28 protein-coding genes and 1 tRNA gene are annotated in these 26,026 nt (G+C 54.4%); 23 read left to right on the forward strand and 6 right to left on the reverse strand.

Translation table 11 applies throughout. From position 1 onward, the window contains the following. Positions 1 to 112: 112 nt before the first annotated feature. Entirely contained in the window at positions 113 to 436 is a 324-nt protein-coding gene (locus tag ACLGL1_RS05335; RefSeq protein ID WP_408977876.1) for a hypothetical protein, read from the forward strand. Between the two features lie 181 nt (positions 437 to 617). Here ACLGL1_RS05335 and ACLGL1_RS05340 read toward each other — a convergent pair whose 3' ends face one another. After that, positions 618 to 1,505, reverse strand: coding sequence for an ROK family protein (locus ACLGL1_RS05340; protein ID WP_411007718.1), 888 nt, complete (start codon positions 1,503 to 1,505; stop codon positions 618 to 620). A gap of 175 nt (positions 1,506 to 1,680) precedes the next feature. Between ACLGL1_RS05340 and ACLGL1_RS05345 the strand changes: the two genes are divergently transcribed. From ACLGL1_RS05345 to ACLGL1_RS05385, 9 genes are all read left to right on the forward strand, one after another. Next, complete coding sequence (locus ACLGL1_RS05345; protein ID WP_411007719.1) at positions 1,681 to 2,145, forward strand: hypothetical protein; 465 nt, start codon at positions 1,681 to 1,683, stop codon at positions 2,143 to 2,145. Further along, on the forward strand, positions 2,142 to 2,492 hold the full coding sequence (locus tag ACLGL1_RS05350; RefSeq protein ID WP_408977879.1) for a PadR family transcriptional regulator: 351 nt from the start codon (positions 2,142 to 2,144) through the stop codon (positions 2,490 to 2,492). The genes ACLGL1_RS05345 and ACLGL1_RS05350 overlap by 4 nt, the downstream gene beginning before the upstream one ends. Further along, positions 2,458 to 3,435 (forward strand): DUF1700 domain-containing protein, encoded by a 978-nt coding sequence (locus ACLGL1_RS05355; RefSeq protein WP_411007720.1) that lies wholly within the window; start codon positions 2,458 to 2,460, stop codon positions 3,433 to 3,435. The genes ACLGL1_RS05350 and ACLGL1_RS05355 overlap by 35 nt, the downstream gene beginning before the upstream one ends. Then, positions 3,432 to 4,001: a hypothetical protein gene (locus ACLGL1_RS05360; protein ID WP_411007721.1), complete on the forward strand. Its 570-nt coding sequence runs from the start codon at positions 3,432 to 3,434 to the stop codon at positions 3,999 to 4,001. The genes ACLGL1_RS05355 and ACLGL1_RS05360 overlap by 4 nt, the downstream gene beginning before the upstream one ends. A 27-nt stretch (positions 4,002 to 4,028) precedes the next feature. Then, positions 4,029 to 4,841 (forward strand): TraX family protein, encoded by an 813-nt coding sequence (locus ACLGL1_RS05365; protein ID WP_411007722.1) that lies wholly within the window; start codon positions 4,029 to 4,031, stop codon positions 4,839 to 4,841. Positions 4,842 to 4,940: 99 nt separating this feature from the next. Continuing rightward, a complete protein-coding gene (gene rnc, locus ACLGL1_RS05370; protein ID WP_411007723.1) occupies positions 4,941 to 5,657 on the forward strand; it encodes a ribonuclease III in 717 nt (238 codons plus the stop codon). Between the two features lie 17 nt (positions 5,658 to 5,674). Then, complete coding sequence (gene smc, locus ACLGL1_RS05375) at positions 5,675 to 9,223, forward strand: chromosome segregation protein SMC (protein ID WP_411007724.1); 3,549 nt, start codon at positions 5,675 to 5,677, stop codon at positions 9,221 to 9,223. 61 nt (positions 9,224 to 9,284) lie between these two features. Then, positions 9,285 to 10,307 carry a signal recognition particle-docking protein FtsY gene (gene ftsY / locus ACLGL1_RS05380; RefSeq protein WP_411007743.1) on the forward strand — a complete coding sequence of 341 codons (1,023 nt, stop codon included), beginning with the start codon at positions 9,285 to 9,287 and terminating at the stop codon, positions 10,305 to 10,307. Continuing rightward, positions 10,300 to 11,589, forward strand: a complete 1,290-nt coding sequence (locus ACLGL1_RS05385; RefSeq protein WP_411007725.1) for an amidohydrolase — start codon at positions 10,300 to 10,302, stop codon at positions 11,587 to 11,589. Before ftsY ends, ACLGL1_RS05385 begins: the two co-directional genes overlap by 8 nt. 79 nt (positions 11,590 to 11,668) lie before the next feature. Here the strand turns inward: ACLGL1_RS05385 and ACLGL1_RS05390 are convergent, their stop codons facing one another. Then, on the reverse strand, positions 11,669 to 12,901 hold the full coding sequence (locus tag ACLGL1_RS05390) for an NAD(P)/FAD-dependent oxidoreductase (protein WP_411007726.1): 1,233 nt from the start codon (positions 12,899 to 12,901) through the stop codon (positions 11,669 to 11,671). A 216-nt stretch (positions 12,902 to 13,117) separates the two neighbouring features. On the opposite strand from ACLGL1_RS05390, the gene ACLGL1_RS05395 reads away from it, so the two are divergent. Together ACLGL1_RS05395 and ACLGL1_RS05400 are read left to right on the forward strand one after the other, a co-directional pair. Then, a complete protein-coding gene (locus tag ACLGL1_RS05395) occupies positions 13,118 to 13,747 on the forward strand; it encodes a DUF1836 domain-containing protein (RefSeq protein ID WP_411007727.1) in 630 nt (209 codons plus the stop codon). 7 nt (positions 13,748 to 13,754) lie between these two features. Beyond that, positions 13,755 to 14,624 carry a DegV family protein gene (locus tag ACLGL1_RS05400; RefSeq protein ID WP_411007728.1) on the forward strand — a complete coding sequence of 290 codons (870 nt, stop codon included), beginning with the start codon at positions 13,755 to 13,757 and terminating at the stop codon, positions 14,622 to 14,624. A gap of 405 nt (positions 14,625 to 15,029) precedes the next feature. On the opposite strand, the gene ACLGL1_RS05405 is transcribed toward ACLGL1_RS05400, so the two are convergent. Further along, positions 15,030 to 15,116: transfer RNA gene (locus ACLGL1_RS05405), tRNA-Ser, on the reverse strand. 8 nt (positions 15,117 to 15,124) lie between these two features. After that, positions 15,125 to 15,577, reverse strand: coding sequence for a tRNA adenosine(34) deaminase TadA (tadA, locus tag ACLGL1_RS05410; protein ID WP_411007729.1), 453 nt, complete (start codon positions 15,575 to 15,577; stop codon positions 15,125 to 15,127). 168 nt (positions 15,578 to 15,745) lie between these two features. Here tadA and ACLGL1_RS05415 point away from each other — a divergent pair, with 168 nt between their 5' ends. Continuing rightward, on the forward strand, positions 15,746 to 16,339 hold the full coding sequence (locus tag ACLGL1_RS05415; protein WP_411007730.1) for a nitroreductase family protein: 594 nt from the start codon (positions 15,746 to 15,748) through the stop codon (positions 16,337 to 16,339). 42 nt (positions 16,340 to 16,381) lie between these two features. On the opposite strand, the gene ACLGL1_RS05420 is transcribed toward ACLGL1_RS05415, so the two are convergent. Both ACLGL1_RS05420 and ACLGL1_RS05425 read right to left on the reverse strand, forming a co-directional pair. Beyond that, positions 16,382 to 16,882, reverse strand: coding sequence for an acyl-CoA thioesterase (locus ACLGL1_RS05420; protein ID WP_411007731.1), 501 nt, complete (start codon positions 16,880 to 16,882; stop codon positions 16,382 to 16,384). An 87-nt stretch (positions 16,883 to 16,969) separates the two neighbouring features. Next, positions 16,970 to 17,812, reverse strand: coding sequence for a metallophosphoesterase (locus ACLGL1_RS05425; RefSeq protein WP_411007732.1), 843 nt, complete (start codon positions 17,810 to 17,812; stop codon positions 16,970 to 16,972). 131 nt (positions 17,813 to 17,943) lie between these two features. On the opposite strand from ACLGL1_RS05425, the gene ACLGL1_RS05430 reads away from it, so the two are divergent. From ACLGL1_RS05430 to ACLGL1_RS05475, 10 genes are all read left to right on the forward strand, one after another. Then, a complete protein-coding gene (locus tag ACLGL1_RS05430) occupies positions 17,944 to 18,270 on the forward strand; it encodes a phosphoribosyl-ATP pyrophosphohydrolase (RefSeq protein WP_408977893.1) in 327 nt (108 codons plus the stop codon). Between the two features lie 66 nt (positions 18,271 to 18,336). Further along, entirely contained in the window at positions 18,337 to 19,137 is an 801-nt protein-coding gene (locus ACLGL1_RS05435) for a carbon-nitrogen hydrolase family protein (protein ID WP_411007733.1), read from the forward strand. Continuing rightward, the gene (locus ACLGL1_RS05440) at positions 19,134 to 19,418 is read left to right on the forward strand and encodes a DUF503 domain-containing protein (RefSeq protein WP_411007734.1); all 285 of its coding nucleotides are present in this window, start codon (positions 19,134 to 19,136) and stop codon (positions 19,416 to 19,418) included. The genes ACLGL1_RS05435 and ACLGL1_RS05440 overlap by 4 nt, the downstream gene beginning before the upstream one ends. A gap of 20 nt (positions 19,419 to 19,438) precedes the next feature. Then, positions 19,439 to 20,197 (forward strand): 5'/3'-nucleotidase SurE, encoded by a 759-nt coding sequence (surE, locus tag ACLGL1_RS05445; protein ID WP_411007735.1) that lies wholly within the window; start codon positions 19,439 to 19,441, stop codon positions 20,195 to 20,197. 150 nt (positions 20,198 to 20,347) lie between these two features. Next, positions 20,348 to 20,779 (forward strand): 50S ribosomal protein L13, encoded by a 432-nt coding sequence (gene rplM, locus ACLGL1_RS05450; protein WP_411007736.1) that lies wholly within the window; start codon positions 20,348 to 20,350, stop codon positions 20,777 to 20,779. A 17-nt stretch (positions 20,780 to 20,796) separates the two neighbouring features. Next, the gene (gene rpsI / locus ACLGL1_RS05455; RefSeq protein ID WP_408977898.1) at positions 20,797 to 21,189 is read left to right on the forward strand and encodes a 30S ribosomal protein S9; all 393 of its coding nucleotides are present in this window, start codon (positions 20,797 to 20,799) and stop codon (positions 21,187 to 21,189) included. 268 nt (positions 21,190 to 21,457) lie between these two features. Next, on the forward strand, positions 21,458 to 22,600 hold the full coding sequence (locus ACLGL1_RS05460; protein ID WP_411007737.1) for a glycosyltransferase: 1,143 nt from the start codon (positions 21,458 to 21,460) through the stop codon (positions 22,598 to 22,600). Between the two features lie 15 nt (positions 22,601 to 22,615). Further along, positions 22,616 to 23,323: a response regulator transcription factor gene (locus tag ACLGL1_RS05465; protein WP_411007738.1), complete on the forward strand. Its 708-nt coding sequence runs from the start codon at positions 22,616 to 22,618 to the stop codon at positions 23,321 to 23,323. Continuing rightward, complete coding sequence (locus tag ACLGL1_RS05470) at positions 23,301 to 24,680, forward strand: sensor histidine kinase (protein WP_411007739.1); 1,380 nt, start codon at positions 23,301 to 23,303, stop codon at positions 24,678 to 24,680. The genes ACLGL1_RS05465 and ACLGL1_RS05470 overlap by 23 nt, the downstream gene beginning before the upstream one ends. A 98-nt stretch (positions 24,681 to 24,778) precedes the next feature. Next, positions 24,779 to 25,756 carry a DUF4097 family beta strand repeat-containing protein gene (locus ACLGL1_RS05475; protein ID WP_411007740.1) on the forward strand — a complete coding sequence of 326 codons (978 nt, stop codon included), beginning with the start codon at positions 24,779 to 24,781 and terminating at the stop codon, positions 25,754 to 25,756. Positions 25,757 to 26,026: the final 270 nt, after the last annotated feature.

Here is a 26,026-nt window from a genome sequence, read left to right on the forward strand (position 1 = left end):
CCGGGAAGGTGGCGGTTTTTATATAGGCCTTATTTATAGATTGGCTTAACCCTTGTCGGGGTATGTAAATATTTTGTATAATTTATGTAAACAGACCCTGAGGAGGCGAGGCATGGATACTGTTCTCTTAGAAAAAAATCGGGTATTGACCCACTTTATCAAGCAGCAGCATATTTCTGAAGAACTTTTCCTACAACGGATCCTGGTCCGCTACCGGGATGTCATCCGGTTGCACCCTGAAAAAATAAAAACAGTGCCGGGGGCCCGCTATAAAGGCCGCCTGATTTTTGAATTCAAGCTACCCTATGATGCCTTCCGCAGCTTCCGCATTGCCTTTATTAAGTGTGATGGGAACCTGGTGGTTATTTTTGCGTCAAATCAGATTAAGAAAAAAGAATTTACCAAGGAGCTGAAAAAAACCAGCCTGGTGGATTAAGGTCAGGGCCTACGAGGCCAGCGGTGCCTTTTCCTTTTCAGCCCTTGGTTCTGAACTGAATATCAAAAGAGGCTGTGTCAGAATGAGATCTCATTCCGGCACAGCCTCTTTTATTTTAAGGATCTTGTAAGCGTTAAGGGCCTGGCTGGAGCGGAAGAAGAGGGCCGGCGGTTCGCCTTGGTCAATCCTTAGCGGGAAAGTGCCCTTGGGCGGCCTCTCGGGCCAGGGCAAAGCAGCCGATGGTGGCGGCGTTGTCCTGTAAGGCCGGGCCCTGGATGTAGTCTTCCGGGGTTGGGGTTTTGATGTAACCGGCGGTCAGGCTTTCAAACTGGGCCCGGACTCGGTCGAGGAGGTGGCCCTGTTTCATGACGCCACCGCCGAGGATGATCATTTCCGGGGCCAGGATGAGGCTGGTGTTGACCAGGGCCTGGGCCAGGTAGTAGGCTTCGATGTCCCAAAAGGGGTCATCGGCCGGGAGGTCGCTGGCCGGTCGTCCCATCCGGGCTGCGATGGCCGGCCCAGCGGCCAGGCCCTCCAGGCAGGTCTGGTGGAAGGGACAGTGGCCCGGAAAGGCGTCGTCCGGATGGACCTGAACCCGCATGTGGCCCATTTCCGGATGGCTCAGTCCCCCGATAAATCGGCCGGCCTGGATGGCCCCTCCGCCAATGCCGGTACCGATGGTGTAGTAGACCAGGCTCCGGACCTGGCGGCCGGCGCCCAGGCTGTACTCCCCATAGGCTGCCGCATTGACATCGGTGGTCCAGGCTATGGGCAACTGGAAGTGGGCCTTCAGCTGACCGAGAAAGTTGACCGACTGCCAGTTGGGCTTGGGGGTGGAGGTGATATAGCCGTAGCTGGGGGACTGGGGACAGGTATCAATGGGCCCAAAGGAGCCAATCCCAATGGCGGCCAGGTCTCCGGCATGCCCTTGTAAAAAGTGGATGACCCGGCCCAGGGTTTCGCCGGGTACAGTGGTCGGGAAGGTGACCTGGTCAAGCAGGCCTCCCTGGGCATCGCCGACCGAGCAGACAAACTTGGTGCCGCCGGCTTCAATGGCTGCATACGTCATGGCATCGCCTCTTTCTGGATAGTCTATTAAATTCTATTTTAGCACGCCGGCTGGAAAAAGAGGAGGGCATGAACTATTTTTTTATTTCAGTACTTGACAATGCTGGGTACATAGAATAACATGGTACTTGAAAAATGAAAGGTACTAAGAAAAAGAAGTACTAGGAGGGATAAGCATGCGTCGAAGGGTTTGGCTGGCCGGCTTGCTTGGCCTGGCCCTGCTTGTTGTTATTGCCGGCATTGGCCTCATGCAGGTCAAAGGGGTTACCGGGCTGCCGGCCCGGGACCAGGCTCGGGTCCTGGATGCCTGGGACCACCCAATCCTCCAGGCAGAGAACCAGACAGCCCGGACCTACCTGGCTGCTGTGACGGCCACAAGCCGGCAGACTGGGACTTGTGCCTTTGTCAAAAGGCCCAGGGATGCCCAGCTGCTCTACCGCTACCAGTTTAGCCACCAAGGCCATGTCCTGGGCAGGCGGGTCCTGCATTTTGACATTTATAGCAACTACCCCCTGGTAACCGTAGGTGGCCTTCCTTTATTGAAAGACCTGACCTGGTCCCTGGATGACCGGACCTACAAGCAAATGAAACAGCCGCGCCTATTTCTAAAAGGCGAGGGGCAAGGAGGTGACTCTATGTGAACAGTCAATTTAAAAAAGGCGTCTTAGAGCTGGTGGTATTAGCTGTCATTGCAGAAAAAGACCGGTATGGCTATGAAATCATTAACCTGGTGGAAGATGTGATGGATGTCAATGAAGGGACGATTTACCCCCTCTTGAAAAGGCTAACCAATGAGCACTACTTTGAGACCTACCTCAAGGAGTCAACAGAGGGGCCACCGCGGAAGTACTACCGGTTAACGGCAGCCGGGGCCCTGCAATTGGGCCGGTTAAAGGAAGAATGGTTTTTGTTTACAGAACGGATTGAAAGATTTTTAAAGGAGGTCGAAGGTCGTGACCAAGGCAACCTTCCTAGCAAGGCTGAATAACCGCTTGCAGGTGCTGAATAAAAAAGAACGCGAAGATATTTTAAACGAATACGCTGGTCATATTGACATGAAGCTGGCAGAGGGGCTCACAGAGGACCAGGCCATTGCCGGTTTCGGTGATTTTGATGACCTGGTGGAGGGGCTCCTGGAAGCCTACCATGTGGACCCGGGCTTTGCTACAGAAGAGACGGATACCATTGGCGGTTTCATCAGACGCTTTGGCTACTTCCTGGAAGATACCCTGGATGCGCTCCTGAATTTAGACCGTCGGGCTGCCGGCCAGCTAATTGCCAAGGGGGTCATCCTCCTGGTCATTGTGCTGATTATTGCCGGCGGCTTGGAAACGCTCTTTTCCCCGCTCCGGGGCTACCTCTATGGCTATGAAAATAACCCCATCGGGGCCGTTCTCATTAGCCTAACGGCAGTCGTTTTGGAACTCCTCAAACTGGGGGTAGCGATATATGCCGTCTATTTCTTGATCAAGCACTACCTCCTGCCGACCCTTGAAGAGGCCGATGACCCGGTCGATGAGCCGGATGCGGCAGGGCTGGCTGTCTCGCCGGTTGGTCCGGATGAGTCAGCTGCTAAGGCAGGGCGGAGGCCTCACAGGAACCAGGCCGCCCGGGCCTCACAGGGGGCCGATAAGAATGACCCCCTCATCCGCCTGGCCTACTTCACCATCAAGGCCCTGGTCTTTATCTTTATCCTCTTGCCGGCCCTGGCGACCATGCTCAGCTTATTTGTGGTCGGGGTCCTGGCGATAGCCGGCCTCGCTGTAGGCCTGCCCATTTGGGGGCCCACTCTCTTGGTCATTGGCATCGGCCTCTTATCCCTGGCCCTGGTCCTCCTCATCTGGCATGTCATTTATGCAGACCGTAAGTTTTCCGCTAAGCCGGTGGCTAAGACCAAGGCGCCGGCTGCTCAAGGGAGGGAAGGTCAATGAAAAGAAATATTCTTGTCATAACTGTGTTAGGTCTCCTGCTTTGTGTTGTCGGTGCCATCATGACTGTGGTACAATTGGCAGAGACCGAGTATGTATCGGAAGAAGAATACCGCCAGGCTCTGGGCTATGAGACCATGGAAAAGACTTTTACCCTGGACCCGGCCAAGGGGCCGGTGGTCATTAGTGACCGTTTGATGGATCAGTGCTACCTGGTGGTCGATAACCGGCTCAAGGATAATCAAGTCTATGTCAATGCCTGCTACCTGCCCGGGAAGGGTGGCCAGCCCCTATTTGAAGTGAATGACAGTAACCGGCTGGACCTGGTCCAGGAGGGGGGGCTGGTCTTTACAGACGAGACCTCCCCCCGGGATGTTAAGGACCTGCTTTTTAAGGCCGGGCAGCTCTATAAGGATCAGCGGATCATCGGCTCCTTCAATGAGGGTACCCGGGTGGTTGTGAACCAGAAAAATTTTGACCGCATTAATGAGGCCTATTATGGGTCAGCCGAAGTCTATGAAGATGATGGCCTGGATGATGATGGAGAACAGGCAGTGGTTAACGCTTAGGGATTGAAAAAGTAAGAGGTGACAGCCTTGGAGGCACAAGGGGTTGAAGGAAGAAAGAGGGGCCTTAGCGGGTCTACATTGAAGATCATCGCTATGATTACCATGCTGATTGACCACATTGGTGCAGCGGTCATAGAGCGGGGCTTTTTATTTGACCGGCTCCATGCGGAGGGCATGCGGCTGAATTTCCCTATGATTCGAGATAACTTCAGCGCCCTGTCTCCGGCCCTCCAGCAGTCGCTGATGGCGGATGGGGTCCTCCGGCTCATTGGCCGGATCGCCTTTCCGATTTTCTGTTTCCTCCTGGTGGAAGGCTTTATCCATACCCGGTCTAAGGCCCGGTATGCAGGCCGGCTCTTGGTCGTGGCCCTCCTGTCGGAGATCCCCTTTGACTATGCCATTTATGGTGGGGAAAATATCTGGGGGCATCAGAACGTCCTCTGGACCCTGCTCTTCGGCCTCTTGGGCCTATGGGCCTGGGAGGGGGCCCGGGACCTGTCCCGCCGCCACTTCAAGAGGGACATCGGGGTCCTGGGCTTTCTGGCTGCGGTCCCCTTTATGGTCCTGGCGGAATTTTGTCACACAGACTATGGGGCCTTCGGGGTCATCCTCATTGCCATCCTCTACATCCCCCTGGCCGGTCATGTCAAAAAGGCCCGGCTGGCCCAGAGCCTATCCGGGGCCCTGTGTGTGGCCTTTGAGTTCACGGCGCCCCTGGCCTTTGTCCTGACCTACTTCTATAATGGCAGGCGGGGCTTGGATATCAAGTGGCTCTTTTACTTCTTCTACCCGGTTCACCTGGCCATCCTTTACGGGATCCGGGTCCTTTTTATCACATAAGTTCAGAGACAGGCTGGGGCCTGTCTCTTTTCCTTTTATTGTGGCGGGCTTTACGGTAAAATAGTAGCGATTATATCTATCGGATAAGGGGGCTTATTGATGACAGACCAAAGACAGGCGGCCTTGGCGGACTTGGCTCAAAGGCTTAGTCCGGAGGGGCCTATTTCCTTAGATTTATTGAATAGGGCCCTGATCCACCCCTCCTATGTCCAGGAGCATGGAGGCGGAACCAACCAGCGTCTGGAATTTTTAGGGGACGCGGTGGTGGGCCTGGTTATGGCCAATTACTTGTACCAGGAATACCCCGGTGATGATGAGGGCAAGCTGACCCAGCGCCGGGCCACCCTTGTTTGTGAGGAGGCGCTGGCCAAGGCGGCCGGTCGCCTGGGAATTGGGGACCTGATGCTCTTTGGCCGGGGGGAGAGTGCCCATGGCGGGGCCAGCCGGGCTTCAAACCTGGCTGATGCCATGGAGGCTGTTTGTGCAGCGGTCTACTTATCCGTTGGCCTGGACCCCTTGGAAGACCTGCTCTGCCGGATCCTGGCCCCGGAACTCAAGAAGGTGGCAGCCGGCTATTACGGAGACTACAAGACCCGGCTCCAGGAGTATGTCCAAAGTCACCACCAGGGCCAGATCAGCTACCGGCTCCTGGAAAGCCATGGGCCGGACCACGACAAGCATTTCAAGATGGAAGTCTGGGTTGATGATGAATGCCTTGGCACCGGCGAGGGCCGGTCCAAGAAAAATGCCGAACGGGCAGCAGCCTATGAGGCCCTGGTCCATTTTGGCCTGGAAGCTGAGACGGATGTGCTATAGGAGCATAAGGAGGCAGTTTGTACCTAAAACGATTAGAGTTACAGGGGTTTAAATCCTTCGCCGATCGCACGGTATTTGAGTTTTCACCCGGGGTGTCTGCTATTGTCGGACCGAACGGCAGTGGCAAGTCCAATGTCGTGGATGCGGTCCGTTGGGTTTTAGGGGAGCAGAGCGCTAAAACCTTGCGGGGCGGTAAAATGGAGGATGTCATTTTCTCCGGCAGTCATGGCCGCAAACCGGTCGGTATGGCCAAGGTGACCCTTGTATTGGACAATAGCGACGGTGGCCTCCCCCTGGATTACCAGGAGGTGGCCGTTTCCCGGACCCTCTACCGGTCCGGCGAGAGCCGGTATGAAATCAACCGGCAGGAGACCCGGCTGCGGGATGTGCACGAGCTCTTTATGGATACCGGCCTGGGAAAGGACGGTTTTTCCATCATTGGCCAAGGGAAGATTGATGACATTCTCTCCCTCCAGGCCGACGAACGCCGGGGGCTCATTGAAGAAGCGGCCGGTATCAGCAAGTATAAGTACCGGAAACGGGAGGCCGAACGGCGGTTGCAGAGTACGGAGGGAGATATTGACCGGCTGGAGGATATTTTTTATGAGCTGGACAGCCGGCTGCCGAGCCTGGCTGACCAGGCCGAGGCCGTCCAGACCTACCAGGCCCTGGATGAAAAGGAAAAGGCCCTCCACCTGGCCCAAGTGGTCAACCAGTACCAGTTGGCTGAAAAGGACCGGGAACCGGCCCTGGCTGACCTAGCCCAGGCGGAAGATGCCTATGTAGCTAAGGTCAACGCAGTCCGGCAGGTGTCTACGGAAGAAGTGGAAGTCCGGACCCAGCGGTTGGTTCTGGCCGACCGGGTAGAGGCGGACAATGAACGCCACCTGGCCCTGGTTCAGGGCTATAACGAGGCCGAGCGGCAGCGGGCTCTTGCTGAAGAAAGGCTGAAACAGTTAGCCTACCTGGCTGAGGAAGATGAAGCCAGCCTGGCCCAGGAAAGGGACCGGCTCCAGGCTGCTGAAGACCGACTGGCAGCCCTTAGTGAAAAGAAAGCTGCCCTGCTGGCAACCTGCAACCGGCTCAAGGTAGACCTGGCCGGCTTTGACCGGGCCCTGTCCGACCGGCGCCGCCGGCAGCAGGAAGATAACCAGGCCTTGGAGGCCTTGGGCCAGGCCCAGTTCAAGCTCTTACGGGACCAGGCTGAGGCCCGGAACAACCTGGCCCGGCTGGAAGAACAAGCCCGGGCCGAAAGCATCCAGCAAAACCGTTATGAGGGGGCCCTAGCGGCCCTGGCAGATAAAAAAGAAGACTTGGAGGCCCGGCTGGCTGAAGCCCAGTACCGGGCCGGCCAAGAAGAAGGGGCCTTGCAGGCCGCCCAAGAAGAGGCCCAGCGCCTGGATGAAGACCGGCACCGTCTGGCCCGGCAGGAGGAGGCTGCGGCCGCCAGCCTGGCCCAACTGAGCCGAGAGACCATCCAGGCCCAGAGCCGGCTCAAGGCCTTGGCCGATATGGAGGCCGCCGGCAGTGGCTACTATGGCGGGGTCCAGTCTGTCCTGAAAAATAAGGGCCAGTTCCCGGGGCTCATTGGCACGGTGGCCCAGCGGATCAGCTTTGATCCTCAGTATGCCCATGCCCTGGAAAGTGCCTTGGGGGGCGCTGCCCAGCATATTATCGCCAGCGATGACCAGGCCGCCCAGGGCGCCATCCAGTGGCTCAAGACCCACAAAAGCGGCCGGGCCACCTTCCTACCGCGGAATACCGTCCATGGCCCGGCCCCGGGTAAGGCCATCGATGACGAGGCCTTTATCGGCTATGCCGTTGACCTGGTCACCTATGCCCCCGAAGACGAAGGCATTATGCGCCAGCTCCTCAGCCGGATTGCCATCGTCAAAAGCCTGCCGGATGCCGTCCGCCTGGCTAAGGTCGGCGGCTTCCGCCAGCGGCTGGTGACCCTGGAGGGGGATTTGGTCAGTCCGGGTGGGAGCCTGTCCGGCGGCCGGGGCAAGGGCCAGTCGGTCCTGAGCCGGACCGCCGAGCGACTGGCCTTGAAGGACCGGCTCCAGGTCCTGGCCGGGGATGAAAAAGAGGCCCAGGCCAAGCTGGACCGGTGCCGGACAGAGGGAGCCCAGGTAAAAGAGGCCTTCCAGACCATCCAGGCCCAGTTAACGGACTTGCGGCAGAGCCAGGCCCTCCACAAGCAGACCCTGGCCGGCCTGGCCAAAGAAACCGAGGCCCTGGACCGGGAAGAACGGGTTCTGACCTTGGATGGCGAGCGTCTGGTAGAGGTCCGGCAAGACCGGGAGAAGGCCCATATAGAGGCCCAGGCCGCCCTGGAAAAGGCCCTAGACCAGTATGCAGCCAATGAGGTCCAAGAGGCTGCCCTGAAAGAAAAACTGGCCGCCGGCCATGGGGAAGATGATGACCTGACCGGCAAGCGCCAGCAGAGCCAGGTAGCCCTGGCCCAAGCCCAGGAAAGCCTGCGCCACCAGGTCGACCTCCTGGCCGAGGCCCAAAATCGCCAGGCCAGTCTCCAAGCCGGTATCAACCAGCTGGAAGACCGGTGCCAGGGGCGGGCTGAAGAAAGAAGGACCCTGGAAACGAGCCAGGCCAAGAACCAGATCAAGGTCAAAGGGGGCAAAGAAGCCCTGGAAAGCCTGCAAAAGGCCCTCCTGGCAGACCGGGAAGCCCTCCAGGCCCTCCAGACCCGGGAGGCTGCCCTGACCGAGACCTTGGCCCAAGCGACCAAGGACCGGGACCAGGCCAAGGCCGGCTATGACAAGGCCCTGGCCAAGATGACCGGGATCCAGGATAAAAGGGACCGGGCCGCTGCCGACCTGACCGCCAGCTTTGACTGGGCCATGGATGAGGCCATCCAGGCAGCCGACCTGTCCCTCTTAGACCAGTATTCCAGCAAAGACCTGGCCCGTTGGCGGCGGGAAAAGGCTGCTATGGGCCCCTTGAACTTTAACGCCCCTGAAGAGTACCAAGCCCTGCACGACCGGAGCCAGTTCCTCCGCCGGCAGCTGGACGACCTGGAAGGGGCTAAAAAACGCCTGATCAAGGTCATCAGCGAAATGGAAGAAGTCATGGCCGACCGGTTCGCCCAAACCTTCCATGCCTTAAATGACCGTTTTAACCGGATTTTCCAGCAAATCTTTTTAGGCGGCCAGGCCCGTTTGTCCCTGTCCATGCCGGAAAATATGCTGGAAACCGGGGTAGATATTATGGCCCAGCCGCCCGGCAAAAGGGAGCGGACCCTGACCCTCCTGTCTGGTGGGGAAAGGGCCATGACCGCCATTGCCCTCCTCTTTGCCCTCTTGGAAATCCGGCCCAGCCCCTTCGTCATCCTGGATGAAATCGAAGCGGCCCTAGATGCGGCCAATGTTGAACGCTTTGCCCGCTTTATTGAGGCCTATGCCGAGGGGACACAATTTGTCATTATCAGCCACCGACAGGGGACCATGGAGGCGGCTGAAAGCCTCTATGGGGTGACCATGGACAATGATGGTATCAGCCGACTGGTGTCGGTACAGATAGACGATTACCTGGAAAAGGAGACCTGATATGGGATTATTTGATCGTTTTTTTAAATCTTCTACGGATAAGTCTGCAGCTCAAGTAGAAATGACCGATAGCGAGGCCCTCAATCGAGAGCTCAACCAGGGCCTGGCCAAGACCCGCCATGGCTTTATGGATAAGTTATTTGGTATGATTTCCGGTAAGGAAATCGATGATGACTTATATGAAGAGCTGGAAGAGGCCCTAATTTCCGGGGATGTCGGCGTCCAAACAGCCCTGGATCTGGTTGAAAACTTACGGGAGCGGGAGCGGAAGGACAAGCTCAAGACCGCTGAAGACCTCCAAAGGGCCCTGGCCGAAGAGCTCCAGGCTCGGCTGGCCGCCCCGGAAGCGATCCTGGATGAAATATCCGGCGCCCTGAATATCATCCTGGTCGTCGGGGTCAACGGGGTCGGCAAGACGACCTCCATCGGGAAGATGGCCCACCTGCTCCAAAAGGAAGGTAAGCAGGTCCTCTTGGCTGCCGGGGACACCTTCCGGGCCGCCGCCGCCGACCAGCTGAAAATCTGGGGCGAGCGGGTCGGCTGTGGGGTCATTGCCCACCAGGAAGGGGCGGACCCTGCAGCGGTGGTTTTTGACGCCATTGCAGCCGCGAAAAGCCGGGGCATTGACTGGCTTATTATTGATACGGCCGGCCGGCTTCATAACAAGGTCAACCTGATGAACGAACTCAATAAAATCCGTCGGATCATTGACCGGGAGGCCCCGGAAGCCCTCCGGGAAGTCCTCCTGGTCCTGGATGCTACCACCGGGCAGAATGCCCTTTCCCAGGCCAAGGCCTTTAGCGAAGCTACCGGCCTGACCGGGGTCATCCTGACCAAGCTCGACGGAACCGCCAAGGGTGGGGTAGTCATTGGGATTAATTCCGAGTATGACCTGCCGGTCAAGTTCGTTGGGGTTGGGGAGCAAATGGACCAGCTCCTCCCCTTTAGTGCGGATGACTTTGCCGAAGCCCTCTTTACCAGGATAACAGCTCTGGATACAGAAGAAGAGGCTGACGCACCCGAAGAAGGACCGGCTGAGGATGCCGACCTTCCTGAGAAAGAGGGGGCCAAGAGCCATGACTAAGGGCACCCTGCTTCAAAATGCCAGCTACCTGGCCGGAGATGGCCTGACGCCGACCCGGGGGGACATCCTGATCCAAGATGGAAAAATTGCCGGGCTGGGAGAGGCCCTTAACCCGGAAGCCGGCCTGGACCTTGTCGATGCCAGCCATTACCTGGTGACCCCGGGCTTTGTCAACACCCACAGCCATGCGGCCATGAGCCTCCTTAGGGGCTATGGAGGAGACCAGAACCTAAAGGCCTGGCTTACCGAATATATTTGGCCGGTAGAGGCCAAGCTCACCGATGAAGACGTCTACTGGGGCACCCTGGTCAGCCTGGTTGAAATGCTGGCAGCCGGGGTGACGGTCATCGCCGACATGTATGACCACATGGATGCTGTGGCCCAGGCCTGCCTGGATGCCGGCATCCGGGCCAACCTCTCCCGGGGGATGATCGGCTTTAACGATGACGACCGCCATTCCCTCAAAGAAAATGACGCCCTCTATGACCGTTGGCACAATGCCGAAGGTGGGCGGATCAAGGTCTGGTACGGCCCCCACGCCACCAATACCTGCTCGCCCGACTACCTGGCAGAAGTGGCTGCCCACGCCCAGAGCCGGGCAACCGGCATCCATATCCATGTCAGCGAGACTAAGGAAGAGTTTGACGAATTACAGGAAAAATACGGCCAGACCCCGGTGGCCCTGGCCCAGGCCGCCGGACTCTTCAAGGGCCCCTGTCTAATTGCCCATGGGGTCTGGCTTACAGAGGAAGACAAGACCATTCTGGCCGCCAATGGCGTTGGCCTGGCCCATAACCCGGCCAGTAATATGAAGCTGGCCAGTGGTGCCTGCCCGGTGGCTGACCTCCGCCAGGCCGGGGTCAAGGTGGGCATCGGTACAGACGGGGCCTCTTCCAACAACGCCCAGTCTGTCTTGCGGGACGCCCAACTGGCTGCCCTCATGCAAAAGCTCACCTGCCTGGACCCCACCCTGGTCTCTGCCCAAGAGGCCCTGACTATGGCCACCATTGAAGGGGCCCAGGCTCTCCACTGGGATGAGGAAATCGGCAGCATCGCCGTCGGCAAAGCGGCTGACCTGGTCTGCTTTGATACAGACAAACCCTGGTGGATTCCCAACCATGACCCGGCAGCCACCCTGATTTACGCCGCCCATCCCGATGACGTCGACCGGGTCTATGCCTCCGGCCAGCTGGTCTACCAGGCAGGCGACTGGCCCCGGCTGGATACCGAGCGGATCTTTTATGAAGGGCGCAGCCGGGCGAAAAAACTTTTACAAGGCTAGTCGGAAGACGACCCGCCTAGCTAGAAATAAAAATACCTGCGCACGATGCAATCGTGCGCAGGTATTTTTTGCTTGATGCTTAGAAGTTGATCAGCTTGAAGAGCCGGGTATGCTTGATGGCGTTGTAAAGGCCGGAAATTTTATAGTCGGTTAGGGTTTCAACAAACTTCTTCAGCCGCATGGCGAGGAAGCCGGTAATCGTAAAACCATAGACAGAAGCCAGGCCGTGTCTAGCCCCTAAAGAGCAGACGGTCCCGCTGTTTTTGAAAACAAAGTCATGGCGGGGACGGTGGGCCAGGGTCCGGGCAATGTTATCTGCTGTGGCGGTCCCCATTTGGGTGGCAATTTGAGCTGTGGTGCCCTCGGGATGGTCAGATCCTTTGGAAATAAAGGCCGCAACATCACCGATGACAAAGACGTTTTCATGCCCCGGTGCGGTTAAGTCTTGGTTGACCACCAGCCGCCCTCGTCTGACAGCATCTCCAAAGGTTTCTTTCATGAGTGGACTGCCGCTGACCCCACCGGTCCAAATCAGGGTATTGGCCTTAAATTCCTGCTCCCCATTTCTATTCGTGAATTTAAAGCTATTAGGGGTGGCCTCGCTAATCATGGCGTCCATATAGAAGTCGACCCCACCGTCAGATAAGTAGTCCATAATATACTTGGCTTGTTTATCTGTAAACATCGGTAAGAACTTTTTGTCGGCGCTGACACAGCGGATGTTTACCAGGGATTGGCTAATACCATATTTTTTACATAAAAGGGGAATCCGGTCGACCATTTCCCCAAGTAACTCGACGCCTGTAAAGCCGGACCCACCAACAATAATAGATAAATCCAGCGGGTTACGCCGTAAAGACTCCGTAAAAGCATAGTCACGGAACCGGTCTTCAATGTGTCTAGAAATGGCTTCACTCTGGATAAAATTTTCGATATGAAAGGCATGCTCTTCCATTCCTTTAATCCCAAAAGTTTCCGTCACAAAGCCTAGGGCAATAACCAGATAGTCATATTCCAAGTCCTCAGCAGAGGTGTGGACCACTTGTTTTTCAAGGTCAATGCTAATGACTTCAGCCTGGAGGACCCGGGCATGGGGTTCACGGACAACAGGTACCAAGTCATAGGAAACGTCCTGGGCCAAGGCGTTTCCTAAGGCAACCTCATGGAGGGAGATATTATTGACATGGTAGCTCCTGCGGTCAACCAGGGTAATCATTGCATTTCCTGGTTTAACTTTCTTTTGCAAACGGTGGGCAGTACATAAACCGGCATACCCGGCACCTAAAATAACGATTTGTGGACGATTCCTCATTTGTCAACCTTCTCTCAGATGTATTTTAACTATAAATATAATAAAAACAAAACAGTAGCAATAGGACGCTATATCTATTATAGCCGAAATTTTAGAAAATTAAAAAATAATAAACTAGATAGATCCCTTTTAAAAAATTTATGTAGTTTTAAAAACCAGGTTGAATAATTTTGTAAACGTGGTATACTGATTGTGGTTTTTAAATGGAGGGTAGTTATGTCTCAATTTGAAAATAAACTAAAGGCTTGGGGGCAGAGTCTTGAAGCGGTTCACCTACCCCGCTGGGAGGAGCTACCGGATTTTCAGATATACATGGACCAGTTGGTGCCACTTATCAATGAGCATTGTGCCTTTTTGAAAATGACTGAGGCGGATAAGCTGCTGACACCGGCCATGATCAATAACTATGTGAAATTAAGGATTATCCCCAAGCCGTTGAAAAAAAGGTATAGCCGCATCCACCTGGCCTATCTTTTGGTCATCGTCTTGCTGAAGCCGGTTTTATCCATTCAGGATATTTCAGATGGCCTTAAGCTACAGGTGATGGCTTTTCGAGGCGACTACCAGGCGGCCTATAACCTTTTTTGCAAGCAGTATGAGCGCAGCCTCCATCATATTGGGCGGCTGGCCCAGGGAAACCACGATAGCCGCCACATGATCGACAAACTCCCCACAGCCATGATGGGGATGCATATGGCCACCCTATCTGTGGCCAGCCAGCTCTTTGCCAAGGAAGTCCTCGCCATCCTCCACGAAAGTGGCGAGCCGCTCAGTCGGCGGGGAGAACGAAACCGGAAGGGGCAGGCTTTAAATGAGGCCGGCCAGGACCCAGAACCAAGAAAGTAGGGAAAGTATGACAGCAAATAAGCAAATAGCCGCAGTCGTTGATACCGGATGCGATTTACCGGAAGCCTACCTGGAGCGGGCAGACGTTTTTGAATTACCCTTCCATGTCATTTACGGCAATGAAGACCTTATCGCCAATCTGGATATTACCACGGATGAGATTATTGCGCGGATGCCGGCAGACATTCCGACCACTTCCCTACCCAGTGGTGATGATATCACCCGGGTTTTTGACGCCATTCGGGCCCGCGGTTTTAAGCAAGTCATCGTGATTAATATTTCCGCTAACCTTTCCGGTACCCATAACATGGTGAACTTAATGGTTAAGGATATGACCGACCTGGAAATTTTCACCTTTGACACGAAAAATATAGGTATCGGCGCCGGCTTTTTTGCCCTGGATGTCATCCATAAGATTGACGAAGGGGCCAGCTTTGAAGCCATCTGCCCCTACCTGGAAAGTCAGCTTAAAAAGTCCAAGGTCTTCTTTTCCTTAGATACCCTGGAATACCTGAAAAAAGGGGGTCGAATTGGCCTGGTGGCCTCCTTATTCGGCACTGCCCTGCGGATTAAGCCGGTTATTTCCTGTAATGACGATGGGATCTACTATGTTGTAAAAAAAACACGGGGCAGACGCCAGTCCCTGACCCAAATTATTGAGCAAGTGCGCGAATTTTCCTTACAAAGCGACCACTACCTATCTGCCATCTGTAGCGCCGCTGACCCGGATGAAGAAGCTCAGGTCAAGGCCCAGATGGAGGAAGGCCTGACCCCGGCCAAACCCATGGTCGACGCCATATTGGACCCGGCCCTAGCCGTTCATACAGGCCCCGGCCTCATCGGCGTAGGGGTCTACCATATCGGTCAAATCGAGTAGATGATGAGATATTAAAAGCCAAGCCCCATAGTGCGTGGGGCTTGGCTTTTGTGCTGGGGTATGTTTATAAAGACGGAGATCTAATTTTTGGATTTTTCCTGCTAGGCTTCTACATCCACTGGTTTCATAACCTGTAATCGCTTCTGATACCTTTCGTTTGAATTTGTAATTATATTTTGCCATGCAAAACCCCTAATGTTGGATTTTCTAGGTTTAACTTTAGGGGCAATGCATTTATAGAATATTCATTTGTTTAATGCGAGTAAAAGCCGTGGCAAGCTAATTTTGGTTCGAAAATGGTTCGAATTTTTGTTAATAGATGTAAATTATTGGCAAGTGGGGAAAATAAGAAAGGCTCAACCATCACGTTTTTGTTTATGGATAAAGCTTATAATTTATACAAGACGGAGAGTCAGGGATTCGAACCCTGGGTACCCTCTCGGGTACACGACATTTCGAGTGTCGCACCTTCAACCGCTCGGACAACTCTCCAAAAATACTTACCGGCGTTTCTCTTTAAAAAAACGACGCGTTAAGGCGGCGCATGTTTCTTGAGCCAGGGGGCCGACCACATGGACGTTGTGGGGGAAGCCGGGGAACTGAACCAGGTTTAGCCGGCTGCCGCAGGCGCCGGTCAGGGGTTCATCACAGCCGTAGTAGAGGGTGTGGATCCGGGCCATGACAAGGGCACCGGCGCACATGGGGCAGGGTTCGTGGGTGACGTAGAGGTCACAGTCGTCCAGCTGCCAGCGGTTTAGGTGTTCACCTGCCCGGCGGAGGGCAATGATTTCCGCATGTCCAGTGGGATCATGCAGGGCCTCCCGCAGGTTGTGCCCGCGTGCGATAATTTCACCCTTTCGGACGATGACACAGCCAACGGGGACATCGCCCTTGGCTGCGGCTTTTTCCGCTTCTTCTATGGCTGCGCGTAAAAATTCCTGATGCTTTATCATGGATAACCTCCCAAAAGCTCCGTAATATCATAGCGAAGGATGTTTTTCTTGTCAAGTTTACAGGTCATCATTTTGGGTATGTATATAAACATGAAGGTTAAATAGTACTCAAGTGCAGCCCCGGGTTGGCTCGGTGCTTCGCTGAAGTATAATATGAGGAGGAGCTACATGTCTAAAACATTAAAAGACGCTATGGTTTGGCGTCGGTCTAATTATGATTTAACTGCAGAGTTGCCTATTTCTGATGAAGAACTGGCCGCTCTGATTAAAACGATTGCTGAAGAAGCCCCGTCCCCGATGAATGTACAAAGCGGCCGCTTGGTTTTACTCCTGGGAGATAATCATAAAAAGCTCTGGGAAATCGTCCGTGAAACCCTCCGCAAGGTCGTGGATGATGCGGAAAAATTCAAGTCCACAGATGCGAAAATCGATGGCTTTGCTGCCGGTTATGGGACCATCTTATACTATAACGTCCCCCAACGGATCAAAGACCTCCAGGAAGAATACCCGGCCTATGCCCACAACTTCCCCCGTTGGGCAGACCAGGTTCAAGGGGTCCTGCTCCAGTCCATCTGGACGGCCTTAGCTGCTGAAGGGATTGCTGCCAATATCCAGCACTACAACCCCTTAATCGACGAAGAAGTGGCCAAGACCTTTGACATTTCTCCGGACTGGGAATTAATCGGTCAAATGCCCTTTGGTTTACCGGGCAGCATGCCGGAACCGCGAGATACCGATGAACTTTTAACCGTTAAAAAATAAGGCTGATGTTGGCCCTGCCCCTGCGGCAGGGCTTTTTTTTGCCTAGCTTTCCGGGTGGGGCTTGGCGTAGAGCGCCTTAGAATGGCTATTGATTTTTTCAGCCAGCTGGGCCAAGGTTTCCCCGGCTGCGCCGCGGGGGGAGAGGGCAGGCACCCTGGCCTTGGATCCATCGGGCCGCAGGCAAACATAGGTCATAAAACCTATGGCAGCCAACTGGGGCGGGTCTGTTTCCGGGATAATTTCGCAGTAGATGATGGTATCCATGGCGCTCCGGCCGGTGCGGATTATGCTGGCTGTAAAGCGCAGGAGGTCGCCGGGCTGGGGGGCTTTGAAAAAGCGGATATCATGGATGGCTGCGGTAAAGATCTGGAAGCCTTCACCGTAGTCACCATAAGTGAGGACCCAGTCATAGCAGCAGGTGCCGGCGGTATCATCCATATAGGTGACGATGTGGCCGCCGTGCATGGTGTGATTGGGGTTTAGGTTTTCCGGCTGGACCTGGTAGAGGTAGGCCTTGCTGGATAAGTTTTGGTGAATGGACATAAGATCCTCCTCTCTGAACTGGTCTTATCTTAGCACAAAATAGGGGCTGGATAGGGATTTGGCATAAAAAAACCGCCAGGCGGCGGCTTAAATATCTAAAACATAGATGGTGTCTAAGAGTTCCTTTAACAGGTCGGTCTTATACTTCCACTTGAAGTTGTGCCCCAGGGACACATTAACATAGGTGGTGCCGTTTTTCATGAGGGTCCGGCGGATGTGGGAGTGGGCACAGATGCAGAGGTCAACGCCGTAACTTTCGTATAATTCAGCGTAGTACTTGCTGCCCATAAAGGCCACCGTCGTTGCCCAGACATGGCTGCTCTTGTACATTTCAGCCAGGGGCAGCATGTGGATGGCGGAACAGATCTTGTATTCCTTGCCGTGGGCCCGCTCCCGGATGGTCCGCAGCTGGCGTTCCATGAGCATCAGGCTTCTGGCGGTGATTTTTTCGTTGATAAAGGGGTTTTGGTCGGTATTTTGCAGGTACTTATACTCCGGATTGCGCCGGAGAAAGCGGTGCTTGGCCATGGCGTCCATCCGCCGGTAGTTCCGGTGGAGGGAGTAGTCATACCAGCTGGGCCCGCCAATAATGCACCACTGCCCGTGGACGATGGGGTTTTTAAAAAGGGAGGTGGCTTCATCGTTGAGCATGAGGTCCATGTATTCATCGGCATCCAGGCAGAGACTGGTCTTGTTTTTTTCCGGCAAGCAGTAAAGCTCGTGGTTACCGGGGATTTGCAAGACCCGGGTCTGGGTGCGGTCCTGCATGCGGCCATAAAAGGAGAGGGCCTTTTCAGCGCCGGTCAGGGTATCCCCGCAAAAGACGATGGTATCCAAGTCTAACTGGTCGCAGGCCTGGGCCAGGGCGGTCAGGAAGTCATGGTGGGTGTTATAGTCAATGTGTAAGTCGCCGATAAAGCCAATCCGCATGGGTCTCCCTCCTCTCTCATACAATTATGCTATCATTGGGGTAAAATCATGTCAAGATAGGCCGGCTACTGTTTTATGGCGGGCGAATATGGTATACTGGCTACAATAAAATTGAGCGAAAGAGGTGTATCATGGACAAACGAATTTATAATAAATTGGTGCGGGACCGGGTCCCCGAGGCCATCGTTGCCGGCGGCGATAAGTGTGTGCATGAAGTGATAGATGACGACCAGGCCTTTTTAGACGCCTTGGATGAAAAACTCGATGAAGAATTGGCTGAGTACCAGACCAGCAAGGATATTGATAAGCTGGCAGATGTCTTGGAAGTCATTTACGCCATTTGTGAAGCCCATGACCTGTCCTTTCAGGACCTAGAGCAAATCCGCTTGGACAAACGGGCCCGCCGTGGCGGCTTTACTAAGAAATTTTTAGTCACAGAAATTCACGAAAAAAGATAACGGCGTGCCCCTGGTGCGTCGTTTCTTTTTCATGTAAATATCCAGTCAATGAGAGGTGTATTTTGTATGGACAAATTACAAGTCGCCCTGCTGCAGCTGCCGGTGGTGGCCGACAAGGATGAAAACCTGGCCAAGGCGGCCCTGGGCCTGCGGGAGGCAGCCGGCAAAGGGGCCCGGCTCGTCGTCCTTCCGGAAATGTGGACGACCCCCTATGATACCGCTGTCTTCGCTGACTATGCAGAAGGGCCGACCGGTAAAACGGCGACCTTTTTATCCAACATGGCCAGGGAGCTGGAGATGGTTATCGTTGGCGGGTCTATCCCGGAGAGGGACGACGAAGGCCGGATTTACAATACATCCTTCGTCTACGACGCCCAGGGCGAGCCTCTTGCCTACCACCGCAAGAAACACCTCTTTGATATTGATATCGCCGGTGGGCAATACTTTCGGGAGTCGGATGTCCTGACCCCGGGCGAGGAAAGCACGACCTTCGAGGCCCTGGGCTGGACCTTTGGCCTGGGTATCTGCTTTGATGTCCGCTTTCCGGACCAGGCCCTGGATATGGTCCGCCAGGGGGCAGACTGTCTCATTTACCCGGCGGCCTTTAACCCCAGCACCGGCCCCCTTCACTGGGAGCTCCTGATGCGGGCCCGGGCCATGGATGCTCAAAGCTGGCTCTTGGCCTGTGCCCCGGCCCGGCAAACCGACGGGGGCTATGTCAGCTGGGCCCATTCTTTGGTCGTAAACCCCTGGGGCACTGTTGAGCATGACCTGGGCACCGACGTCCAGGTCCGGATCGCCAGCCTGTATAAGGAAAGTATAGAGACGGTCCGGGCTCAAATCCCCATTCGCGGGATTCAGGCATGACCCTCTTTTACCTGGAAGTGGACCTCCACCTGCCCGAGGCCCACAACCTCAAAGAAAAACGGATGCCCCTGGAAAGTCTCAAGGCTGGTCTAAAAAACCACTTTAACATTTCCCTCCTGGAAATAGGAGACCGGAACAAATGGCAGCGGGCGACCCTGGCCCTAACCGGCCTGGCCGGCACCGACGCCCAGGCCGACCAGATGATGGATAAGCTCATTAGCTATATCGACCGGACCTGGGTTGGTGAAGCCCTGGTCCAGGATAGACTCTACCTCTTGTAAAGCCTAGAAGGAGACCACTGATGCATATTTTACTGACCAATGACGATGGGATCTTTGCCCCGGGCATTGCCACCCTGGCCCGGCATATTATGGAAAAAACAGACCACCGGCTGAGCATTATTGCCCCGGAAGTGGAGCAAAGCGGGAAGAGCCGGGCCATTACCCTCTTCCGCTCCATGGCCTTGAAAAAGGTGCAGATTCCGTCCCTGATGACCCCGGCCTATAGCGTTTCAGGGACCCCGGCCGACTGCGTTCGGGTGGGCCTCCGCTACCTGCTCCAGGATGTCGACCTAGTCCTGTCCGGCATCAATTTCGGAGTCAATGTTGGTGGGGACGTGCCCTATTCCGGCACCGTCAGCGCCGCCCTGGAGGCGGCCCGGCTGGAAAAACCGGCCATCGCCGTTTCGGCTCAAATTGCCGGCCAGCATATCTACTTTGATACGGCAGCAGAGGTGGTCCTCAATCTTTTAGAGACCCTGCCGCCCAGTTACTTTGCCGGCCGGACCGTCCTTAGTGTCAATACGCCGGCCCTACCCTATGACCAGATCAAGGGCCTAAAGGCCATTAATTGCGATGCCCACATCACCGATGAATACGAGTGGGTGGGGTCTTTCGGGGAAGAGGAGCACATCCGGATTTGCAACCGTTATCCGGATGAACTGGAAGTGGAGACAGACCTTTATTATGTGCGGGCCGGCTATGCCACCATCTCACCCTTGTCGCAAATCGTCAGCACCGATGCGGAAATGGCTCTCTTATCCGACTGGCTTCAAGATTAGCTTGTAAAAAAGCAATATCCTCTTGACATTTGTCTGGTAAAGTCATATGATAGTACGGTATGATTACCACCGATGACAGATCCAGAGCCCCGGATCACATGGTGAATAGTCACAAACACACATGAGATTCCGTATCAAGGAGGATAAATAATGCGTACAACCTACATGGCCAAAGCCGGCGAGGTCGATCGTAAATGGTATGTCATCGATGCCGCAGGCAAACCCCTAGGCCGCGTTGCTACCCAAGTGGCAGCTATTCTTCGCGGTAAACATAAACCGACTTACACCCCGAACGTTGACTGCGGTGACTTTGTTATCGTTATCAACGCCAAAGACGTTGTCTTAACGGGTAAAAAAGAAAGCCAAAAGAAATACTACCGTCACAGCGGCTACCCCGGTGGCTTAAAATCCGTTACTTACGGCGACCTGAAAGAACGCAAACCGTCTTTCATGTTTGAACGCACCGTTAAGGGGATGCTCCCGCACAATCGTCTTGGCCGGAAAATGTTCGGCAAACTGAAAGTTTACGATGGTGCCGACCATCCGCATGCTGCGCAACAGCCGATCGTTTTAGATAAGTAAGAACAGGAGGGACCTATATGGCTCAGATTCAATACTACGGCACTGGTCGTCGCAAAAGCTCTGTTGCACGTGTCTATCTTGTTCCCGGCAATGGCAATGTGACGATTAACGGCAAAGAAATGTCCGATTACTTCGGCCTTAAAACCTTAGAAATGATTGTTATGCAACCCCTCGAATTAACTGAAACCACCGGCCGCTTTGATGTTCGCGTCAATGCTACCGGTGGGGGCAGCACCGGCCAAGCCGGCGCTATCCGCATGGGGATTGCCCGTGCCCTTTTACAGGCAGACCCGGACTACCGCCCGGCCCTAAAACGTGCCGGTTACTTAACCCGTGACCCGCGGATGAAAGAACGTCACAAATACGGCCTTAAAAAAGCCCGTCGTGCACCGCAGTTCTCCAAGAGATAACCAGCACCCATATTTACCATGGATTTATCCGCCAACCGGACTTGGTTGGCGGTTTTTTTATACCAAATTAACCTTGGGAAATAGCCGTAAGACCAGGGTCTTTTGCCTAACAAAAGACTTGCAGAAAAAAGCGGGAAAGGCATTAGACCGGGCTTTGTAACTTTACTGATGTTTGTTGTTCTGCAGGGCTTTTGATATACTTATCTGTGAAGGGCGCGCCTCTTGGCGGGCCAAAAATAACTGATAGGTTTTGATAGGAGCGACAGAAATGAAAATTCTCATTGTCACTGAGACCTTCTATCCTTCCATAAATGGTACAGTCACGCGTCTCGTGGAGGCGATACGCTATCTCAAGAAAGCCGGTCATGATGTAACAGTAATAACGGCAGCGGGACGGTCAGGGATATTTGAAGGTGCAGATATCGTTAGCTTGGGGCGGTATGACATCCCCCTCTGGCGGGCGGTTCGCTGGAAACGGATGGCACTCCCCCTACGGCGGCTCATTTATGAGCTGGAACCGGATGTGGTCCACGTCGTCAATGCCAGCCTTTTAGGGGCTTGCGGGGCCCTGATGGTCAAGCAGCTGGGCATTCCCCTGGTTATGAGCCACCACTTTGATATAGATAAATGGTTAAAGAAACACCGTCTGAACCTGAAAGTCCTGGGAAGGCTTTATTGGCGAGTCATCCGCCGACTCCACAACCTGGCCAATATCAACCTGGCGACCTCGGTCAAGTGGCGGGACGTCTTGCGCAGCCACGGGATTGAGCGGGTTGCCTGTTTAAAAGTAGGGGTTTCAACGAGCCATTTCCACCCCCGGCATGCAGATGAAACCATGCGGCGGCAGTTAACCGGGGGCCATGAGGAAGGCCTGCTTTTTCTTTTTGTGGGCAAGGTCGAAAAAGAAAAGCAAATCGACCGGTTGGAAAGCCTCTTGCAGCGGGCACCGGATATCCACCTGGCCGTTATCGGCGATGGGCCTTACTTGCGCCACTTGCGCAAGCTCTTGCCCAGTGACCAGGTCGTTTTTACAGGCCAGCTGAGTGGTGAAATCTTAGCCCAGGCCTATGCCTCGGCAGATGCCCTGGTCTACCCCAGCGACAAGGCCGACCTGGCCCTGGTTATTTTAGAAGGGATGGCCTCCGGTTTGCCGGTCCTGGCCCAGGATACCCCCACCATGCGGCTACAGATCAAAGATGGCGAAACCGGCTACCTGGTTTCCTTTACCGATACAGATGATTTAATGGAAAAGATTAATGGTCTCCGGGATGCCAGCCGGCTCAAGACCATGTCAGTGGCGGCTCGCCATTATGCGGAAGGCTATAGCTGGACAGTGAGCAGCCAACAGCTCTTGGACTACTACCACCTGGCCATCGCCCATAGGCGGAAAGAGGCCTTTACAGGCAGCTGATGAAAGGATGATTGGATGCAGGAGAAACTTTTAGTTGTTGAGGATGAAGAAAACATTCGTCAAAATATAACCGACTATTTTACAGACCAAGGCTACAAGGTCGTCGAAGCGGGCGATGGGGAAGCGGCCCTGGCCCTTTTTGAGGCAGAAAAACCGGACCTGGTCATCTTAGACCTGATGTTGCCCAAGCTGGATGGGATTGATGTCTGCAAGACCATCCGCAAGGAGCATACGACTCCAATCATCATGGTCACCGCCCGGAGCGAAGAAATCGACAAGCTGCTGGGACTGGAACTGGGTGCTGATGACTACATCACCAAACCCTTCTCCCTCCGGGAACTCAATGCCCGGGTCAAGGCTGTCTTCCGGCGCAGCCGGCCGGTGGCCGACCACCTGGAAGATGTCCGGGTCTTTGGTCCCCTTAAGATCAACCTGGACCGGCGGGAGGTCCGCTACAACGATGAGACAGTGGATCTGACCCCTTCGGAATACGCCATTCTCATTACCCTGTCGGAAAATGTCGGCCGGCCCTACAGCCGCCTGCAGCTATTGACCGCAACCCTGGGAGAAAGTTATGCCGGCTATGAAAGGGCCATCGATACCCACGTCAGCAATTTACGGAAAAAAATCGAACCGAACCCACAAAAGCCGATCTTTATCCAGACCGTTTACGGGCTAGGCTATAAGTTTGGGGACCAGTATGAGCCTATCCAAGAAGATTAGTTTTGTCCTGCTCTCGGTGGTGACCATAGGCGGCCTGCTCATTGGCGCCTTAACCATCGATAGCACCACCCGGTCCTTTGACCAGTTTTTATTTGAAACTCGCCAGTCGGAAATAACCGAATGGTATGACATTTTTATGGACTACTACGAGACCCATGACAACAGTTGGGAGGGGGTCGAGCGGTTAAATGTCAGCGAGGAGCCGGATCGGACCATGTCCCTCGGCCAGGCTTACCAGCGGCCCATTGTCCTGGTTTCCCAGTCCGGGCAGATTTTGGTCCACCCCCAGAAAAACTTCATTGGCCTGACGGTTGATTCTTCCCTTTTAAACCACGGCTTTCCCCTGGAAAGGGGGGAGGAGGTCATCGGCTACCTCCTGCCGGTGGACTACTTTGACCACAAGTTTTGGGTCCTGGAAGAAAGCTTTATCCGCAATGTCAGCCACTCAGTCATCAAGGGGATCCTGGCGACCAACCTCATCGCCTTTATTATTGCCCTGGTTCTATCGCAAAATATGGTCCAGCCCCTGCGCAAGCTTATTGAAAATGTGCGCAAGATGGGCAAGAGTGACCACTTTGTGCCGGTGGTGGTCTACTCTGATGACGAAATTGGCGAATTGGCATCAGCCTTTAACCAAATGGGCCTGGAAATCGAAAAAAACAGCGAGGCCCGGACCCGGCTCTTCAGCGATGTCAGCCATGAACTTCGGACACCGCTCACTGCCATTGCCGCCTCCCTGGAAAACAAACTGCTCCGCACCGAGTCCCTGTCGCCGGTGGAAATATCAGCCCTCTATGATGAGGTCCTCCGGATGACCAACCTGGTCAAGGAGCTCCAGAGCATTTCCCGGCTGGATGCCGGCCATATTGACCTTTCGAAAACCCTCATTGATTTCAAGTCCTTCTTTGCGGACTTTTTCGTCCTGCTTGACGCTGAAGCCGCCTCCCGGGATATCCAGGTGACCATCGATACCCCGGATAACCTGCCCTATTGCTATGCCGACCCTGAACGGTTAAAGCAAATTGTCCTCAACCTGGTGAGCAATGCCATGCGCTACTCCAACGATGGCGGCCAGGTGACCCTGGCTGCAGAGGCGGACGACAAATACTTTATCATTACCGTTCAAGATAACGGTCTGGGCATGAGTCCCCAGGACCTGGCCCACGTTTTCGATCGTTTTTACCGGTCCGACGCCTCCCGGGCGCGGGATACCGGCGGTAGCGGCCTGGGCTTGGCTATTACCAAGGGTCTGGTGGACGCCCATGACGGGGTCATCCAGGTGTCCAGCCAGCTCGGGGAAGGGACCATCTTCACCGTTCGCCTCCCCCTCTACCGGGGGACTGAAGCAGAGACCTGATTTTTTTCTTAATGCTTGCAGTAAAGGTTCTTCACGTGTAGAATAGACTTAGACAGCATTGGCGGTTGCGCGTATTGGTATGGATAGGAGGTTTTGCTTTGGACGCGAGAGCCAGGATAATACTCCACAAATTACGTTTTGTTTGGATAGGCCTCCTTGTGGTCGCTTTATTGGCCCTGGTTGCATTTATAGCTTTGAACTTAAGCTTTAACCAGTCAGCCGGCGCCTTTGATAAAGTAAAAGCCCCCTATCAGTTGGAAATACCCATCTCCAGCCGGGACTTTGACCGCCTGGCCATTGATGCCGCCGGTGCCAAGCTCGAGTTGGGCATGACCTCGGCCATCAAAAAGCCAACCGCTTACCTGTATGGGGAAAGCTATACCGATGAAAAAGTGACGGCGGATATCAAAGACGGTCGGGTGCAAGTGACCTGCCAGTCTAAAGAAGAAGGCCGGACAGCCAAGCCCCTGACCCTTCGCATCCTTTTGCCGGAAACTGACCTCCGCCAGGTGCGGATCAGCGCCAACCAAGGTGGCATGACCATTGACCACCTGCGGACCGATGACCTGGCTATCCAAAAGGGGGCCGGCGACATCGCCCTGAAAAACATCAATGCCAATAGCGCTAAAGTAGAGAGTACAGATGGCCCCATGCGGGTTGAAGACAATCGCATCAGCCAGTTTAGCCTGGCCTCAGACCAGGGGGACCTGGTCCTGCGGAACAACAAGGTCCAGCAACTGACCGTTGATAACCAGACCGGGGATGTCTTCCTCTACACGCCAAACTTTAAAGGCATTACCGATATTCAAACCTTTAGCGGCCATATCACCGCCATATCCAAGCGCTTGCCCTGGTCCCTCCTGGTTGAAGCCACAGCTGACAGCCAAGGGGATGTCCAAGTCAACTATGCAAAGCGTTACTGGAAAAAACCGGATATCAGCGAAAAAAGTAAGCAGGCCTGGAAGGGCGCCGTTGGGGATAACCCCCGCAACATTCTCCGCCTTAAAACAGAGGATGGACACATTACCCTTGACCAGCGTAGCCGGTATACTGATACCCAAAGCGACCGGCTCTAGGGCAGCACAGATTAGTTCATCTCCTTCTTGTCTTCAAGAAGGAGATTTTTTCTTTTCTTTCATCTCCGAGGCTTGCAATTTATAAAAACATCTTTTATAATGATTAGCACATCGCAAAAGTCGGTCGCAAGAAAGGTGAAAAATCTTGTTGACAGAACAAAAACGATGTGCTATATTTGAATAGTTGTTTCGTTCAGAAACAGCGTCTTTGACAATTAAACAGCCAAACAAGCGTATGAATTAAGTGAACATGAGCTAGAGCTCTTACGT

Source organism: Peptococcus simiae (assembly GCF_046569735.1).
GTDB lineage: Bacteria > Bacillota > Peptococcia > Peptococcales > Peptococcaceae > Peptococcus > Peptococcus simiae_A.

Bases quoted from the DNA above. Each gene is read 5' to 3' on its own strand.
- ACLGL1_RS05415 (WP_411007730.1), top strand. From the start codon at position 15,746: ATGTCTAAAACATTAAAAGACGCTATGGTTTGGCGTCGGTCTAATTAT.
- ACLGL1_RS05420 (WP_411007731.1), bottom strand. From the start codon at position 16,882: ATGTCCATTCACCAAAACTTATCCAGCAAGGCCTACCTCTACCAGGTC.
- rpsI (WP_408977898.1), top strand. From the start codon at position 20,797: ATGGCTCAGATTCAATACTACGGCACTGGTCGTCGCAAAAGCTCTGTT.
- ACLGL1_RS05335 (WP_408977876.1), top strand. From the start codon at position 113: ATGGATACTGTTCTCTTAGAAAAAAATCGGGTATTGACCCACTTTATC.
- ACLGL1_RS05465 (WP_411007738.1), top strand. From the start codon at position 22,616: ATGCAGGAGAAACTTTTAGTTGTTGAGGATGAAGAAAACATTCGTCAA.
- rplM (WP_411007736.1), top strand. From the start codon at position 20,348: ATGCGTACAACCTACATGGCCAAAGCCGGCGAGGTCGATCGTAAATGG.
- tadA (WP_411007729.1), bottom strand. From the start codon at position 15,577: ATGATAAAGCATCAGGAATTTTTACGCGCAGCCATAGAAGAAGCGGAA.
- ACLGL1_RS05440 (WP_411007734.1), top strand. From the start codon at position 19,134: ATGACCCTCTTTTACCTGGAAGTGGACCTCCACCTGCCCGAGGCCCAC.
- ACLGL1_RS05360 (WP_411007721.1), top strand. From the start codon at position 3,432: ATGAAAAGAAATATTCTTGTCATAACTGTGTTAGGTCTCCTGCTTTGT.
- surE (WP_411007735.1), top strand. From the start codon at position 19,439: ATGCATATTTTACTGACCAATGACGATGGGATCTTTGCCCCGGGCATT.
- rnc (WP_411007723.1), top strand. From the start codon at position 4,941: ATGACAGACCAAAGACAGGCGGCCTTGGCGGACTTGGCTCAAAGGCTT.
- ftsY (WP_411007743.1), top strand. From the start codon at position 9,285: ATGACCGATAGCGAGGCCCTCAATCGAGAGCTCAACCAGGGCCTGGCC.
- ACLGL1_RS05460 (WP_411007737.1), top strand. From the start codon at position 21,458: ATGAAAATTCTCATTGTCACTGAGACCTTCTATCCTTCCATAAATGGT.
- ACLGL1_RS05395 (WP_411007727.1), top strand. From the start codon at position 13,118: ATGTCTCAATTTGAAAATAAACTAAAGGCTTGGGGGCAGAGTCTTGAA.
- ACLGL1_RS05470 (WP_411007739.1), top strand. From the start codon at position 23,301: ATGAGCCTATCCAAGAAGATTAGTTTTGTCCTGCTCTCGGTGGTGACC.
- ACLGL1_RS05345 (WP_411007719.1), top strand. From the start codon at position 1,681: ATGCGTCGAAGGGTTTGGCTGGCCGGCTTGCTTGGCCTGGCCCTGCTT.
- ACLGL1_RS05425 (WP_411007732.1), bottom strand. From the start codon at position 17,812: ATGCGGATTGGCTTTATCGGCGACTTACACATTGACTATAACACCCAC.
- ACLGL1_RS05340 (WP_411007718.1), bottom strand. From the start codon at position 1,505: ATGACGTATGCAGCCATTGAAGCCGGCGGCACCAAGTTTGTCTGCTCG.
- ACLGL1_RS05435 (WP_411007733.1), top strand. From the start codon at position 18,337: ATGGACAAATTACAAGTCGCCCTGCTGCAGCTGCCGGTGGTGGCCGAC.
- ACLGL1_RS05400 (WP_411007728.1), top strand. From the start codon at position 13,755: ATGACAGCAAATAAGCAAATAGCCGCAGTCGTTGATACCGGATGCGAT.
- ACLGL1_RS05390 (WP_411007726.1), bottom strand. From the start codon at position 12,901: ATGAGGAATCGTCCACAAATCGTTATTTTAGGTGCCGGGTATGCCGGT.
- ACLGL1_RS05385 (WP_411007725.1), top strand. From the start codon at position 10,300: ATGACTAAGGGCACCCTGCTTCAAAATGCCAGCTACCTGGCCGGAGAT.
- ACLGL1_RS05430 (WP_408977893.1), top strand. From the start codon at position 17,944: ATGGACAAACGAATTTATAATAAATTGGTGCGGGACCGGGTCCCCGAG.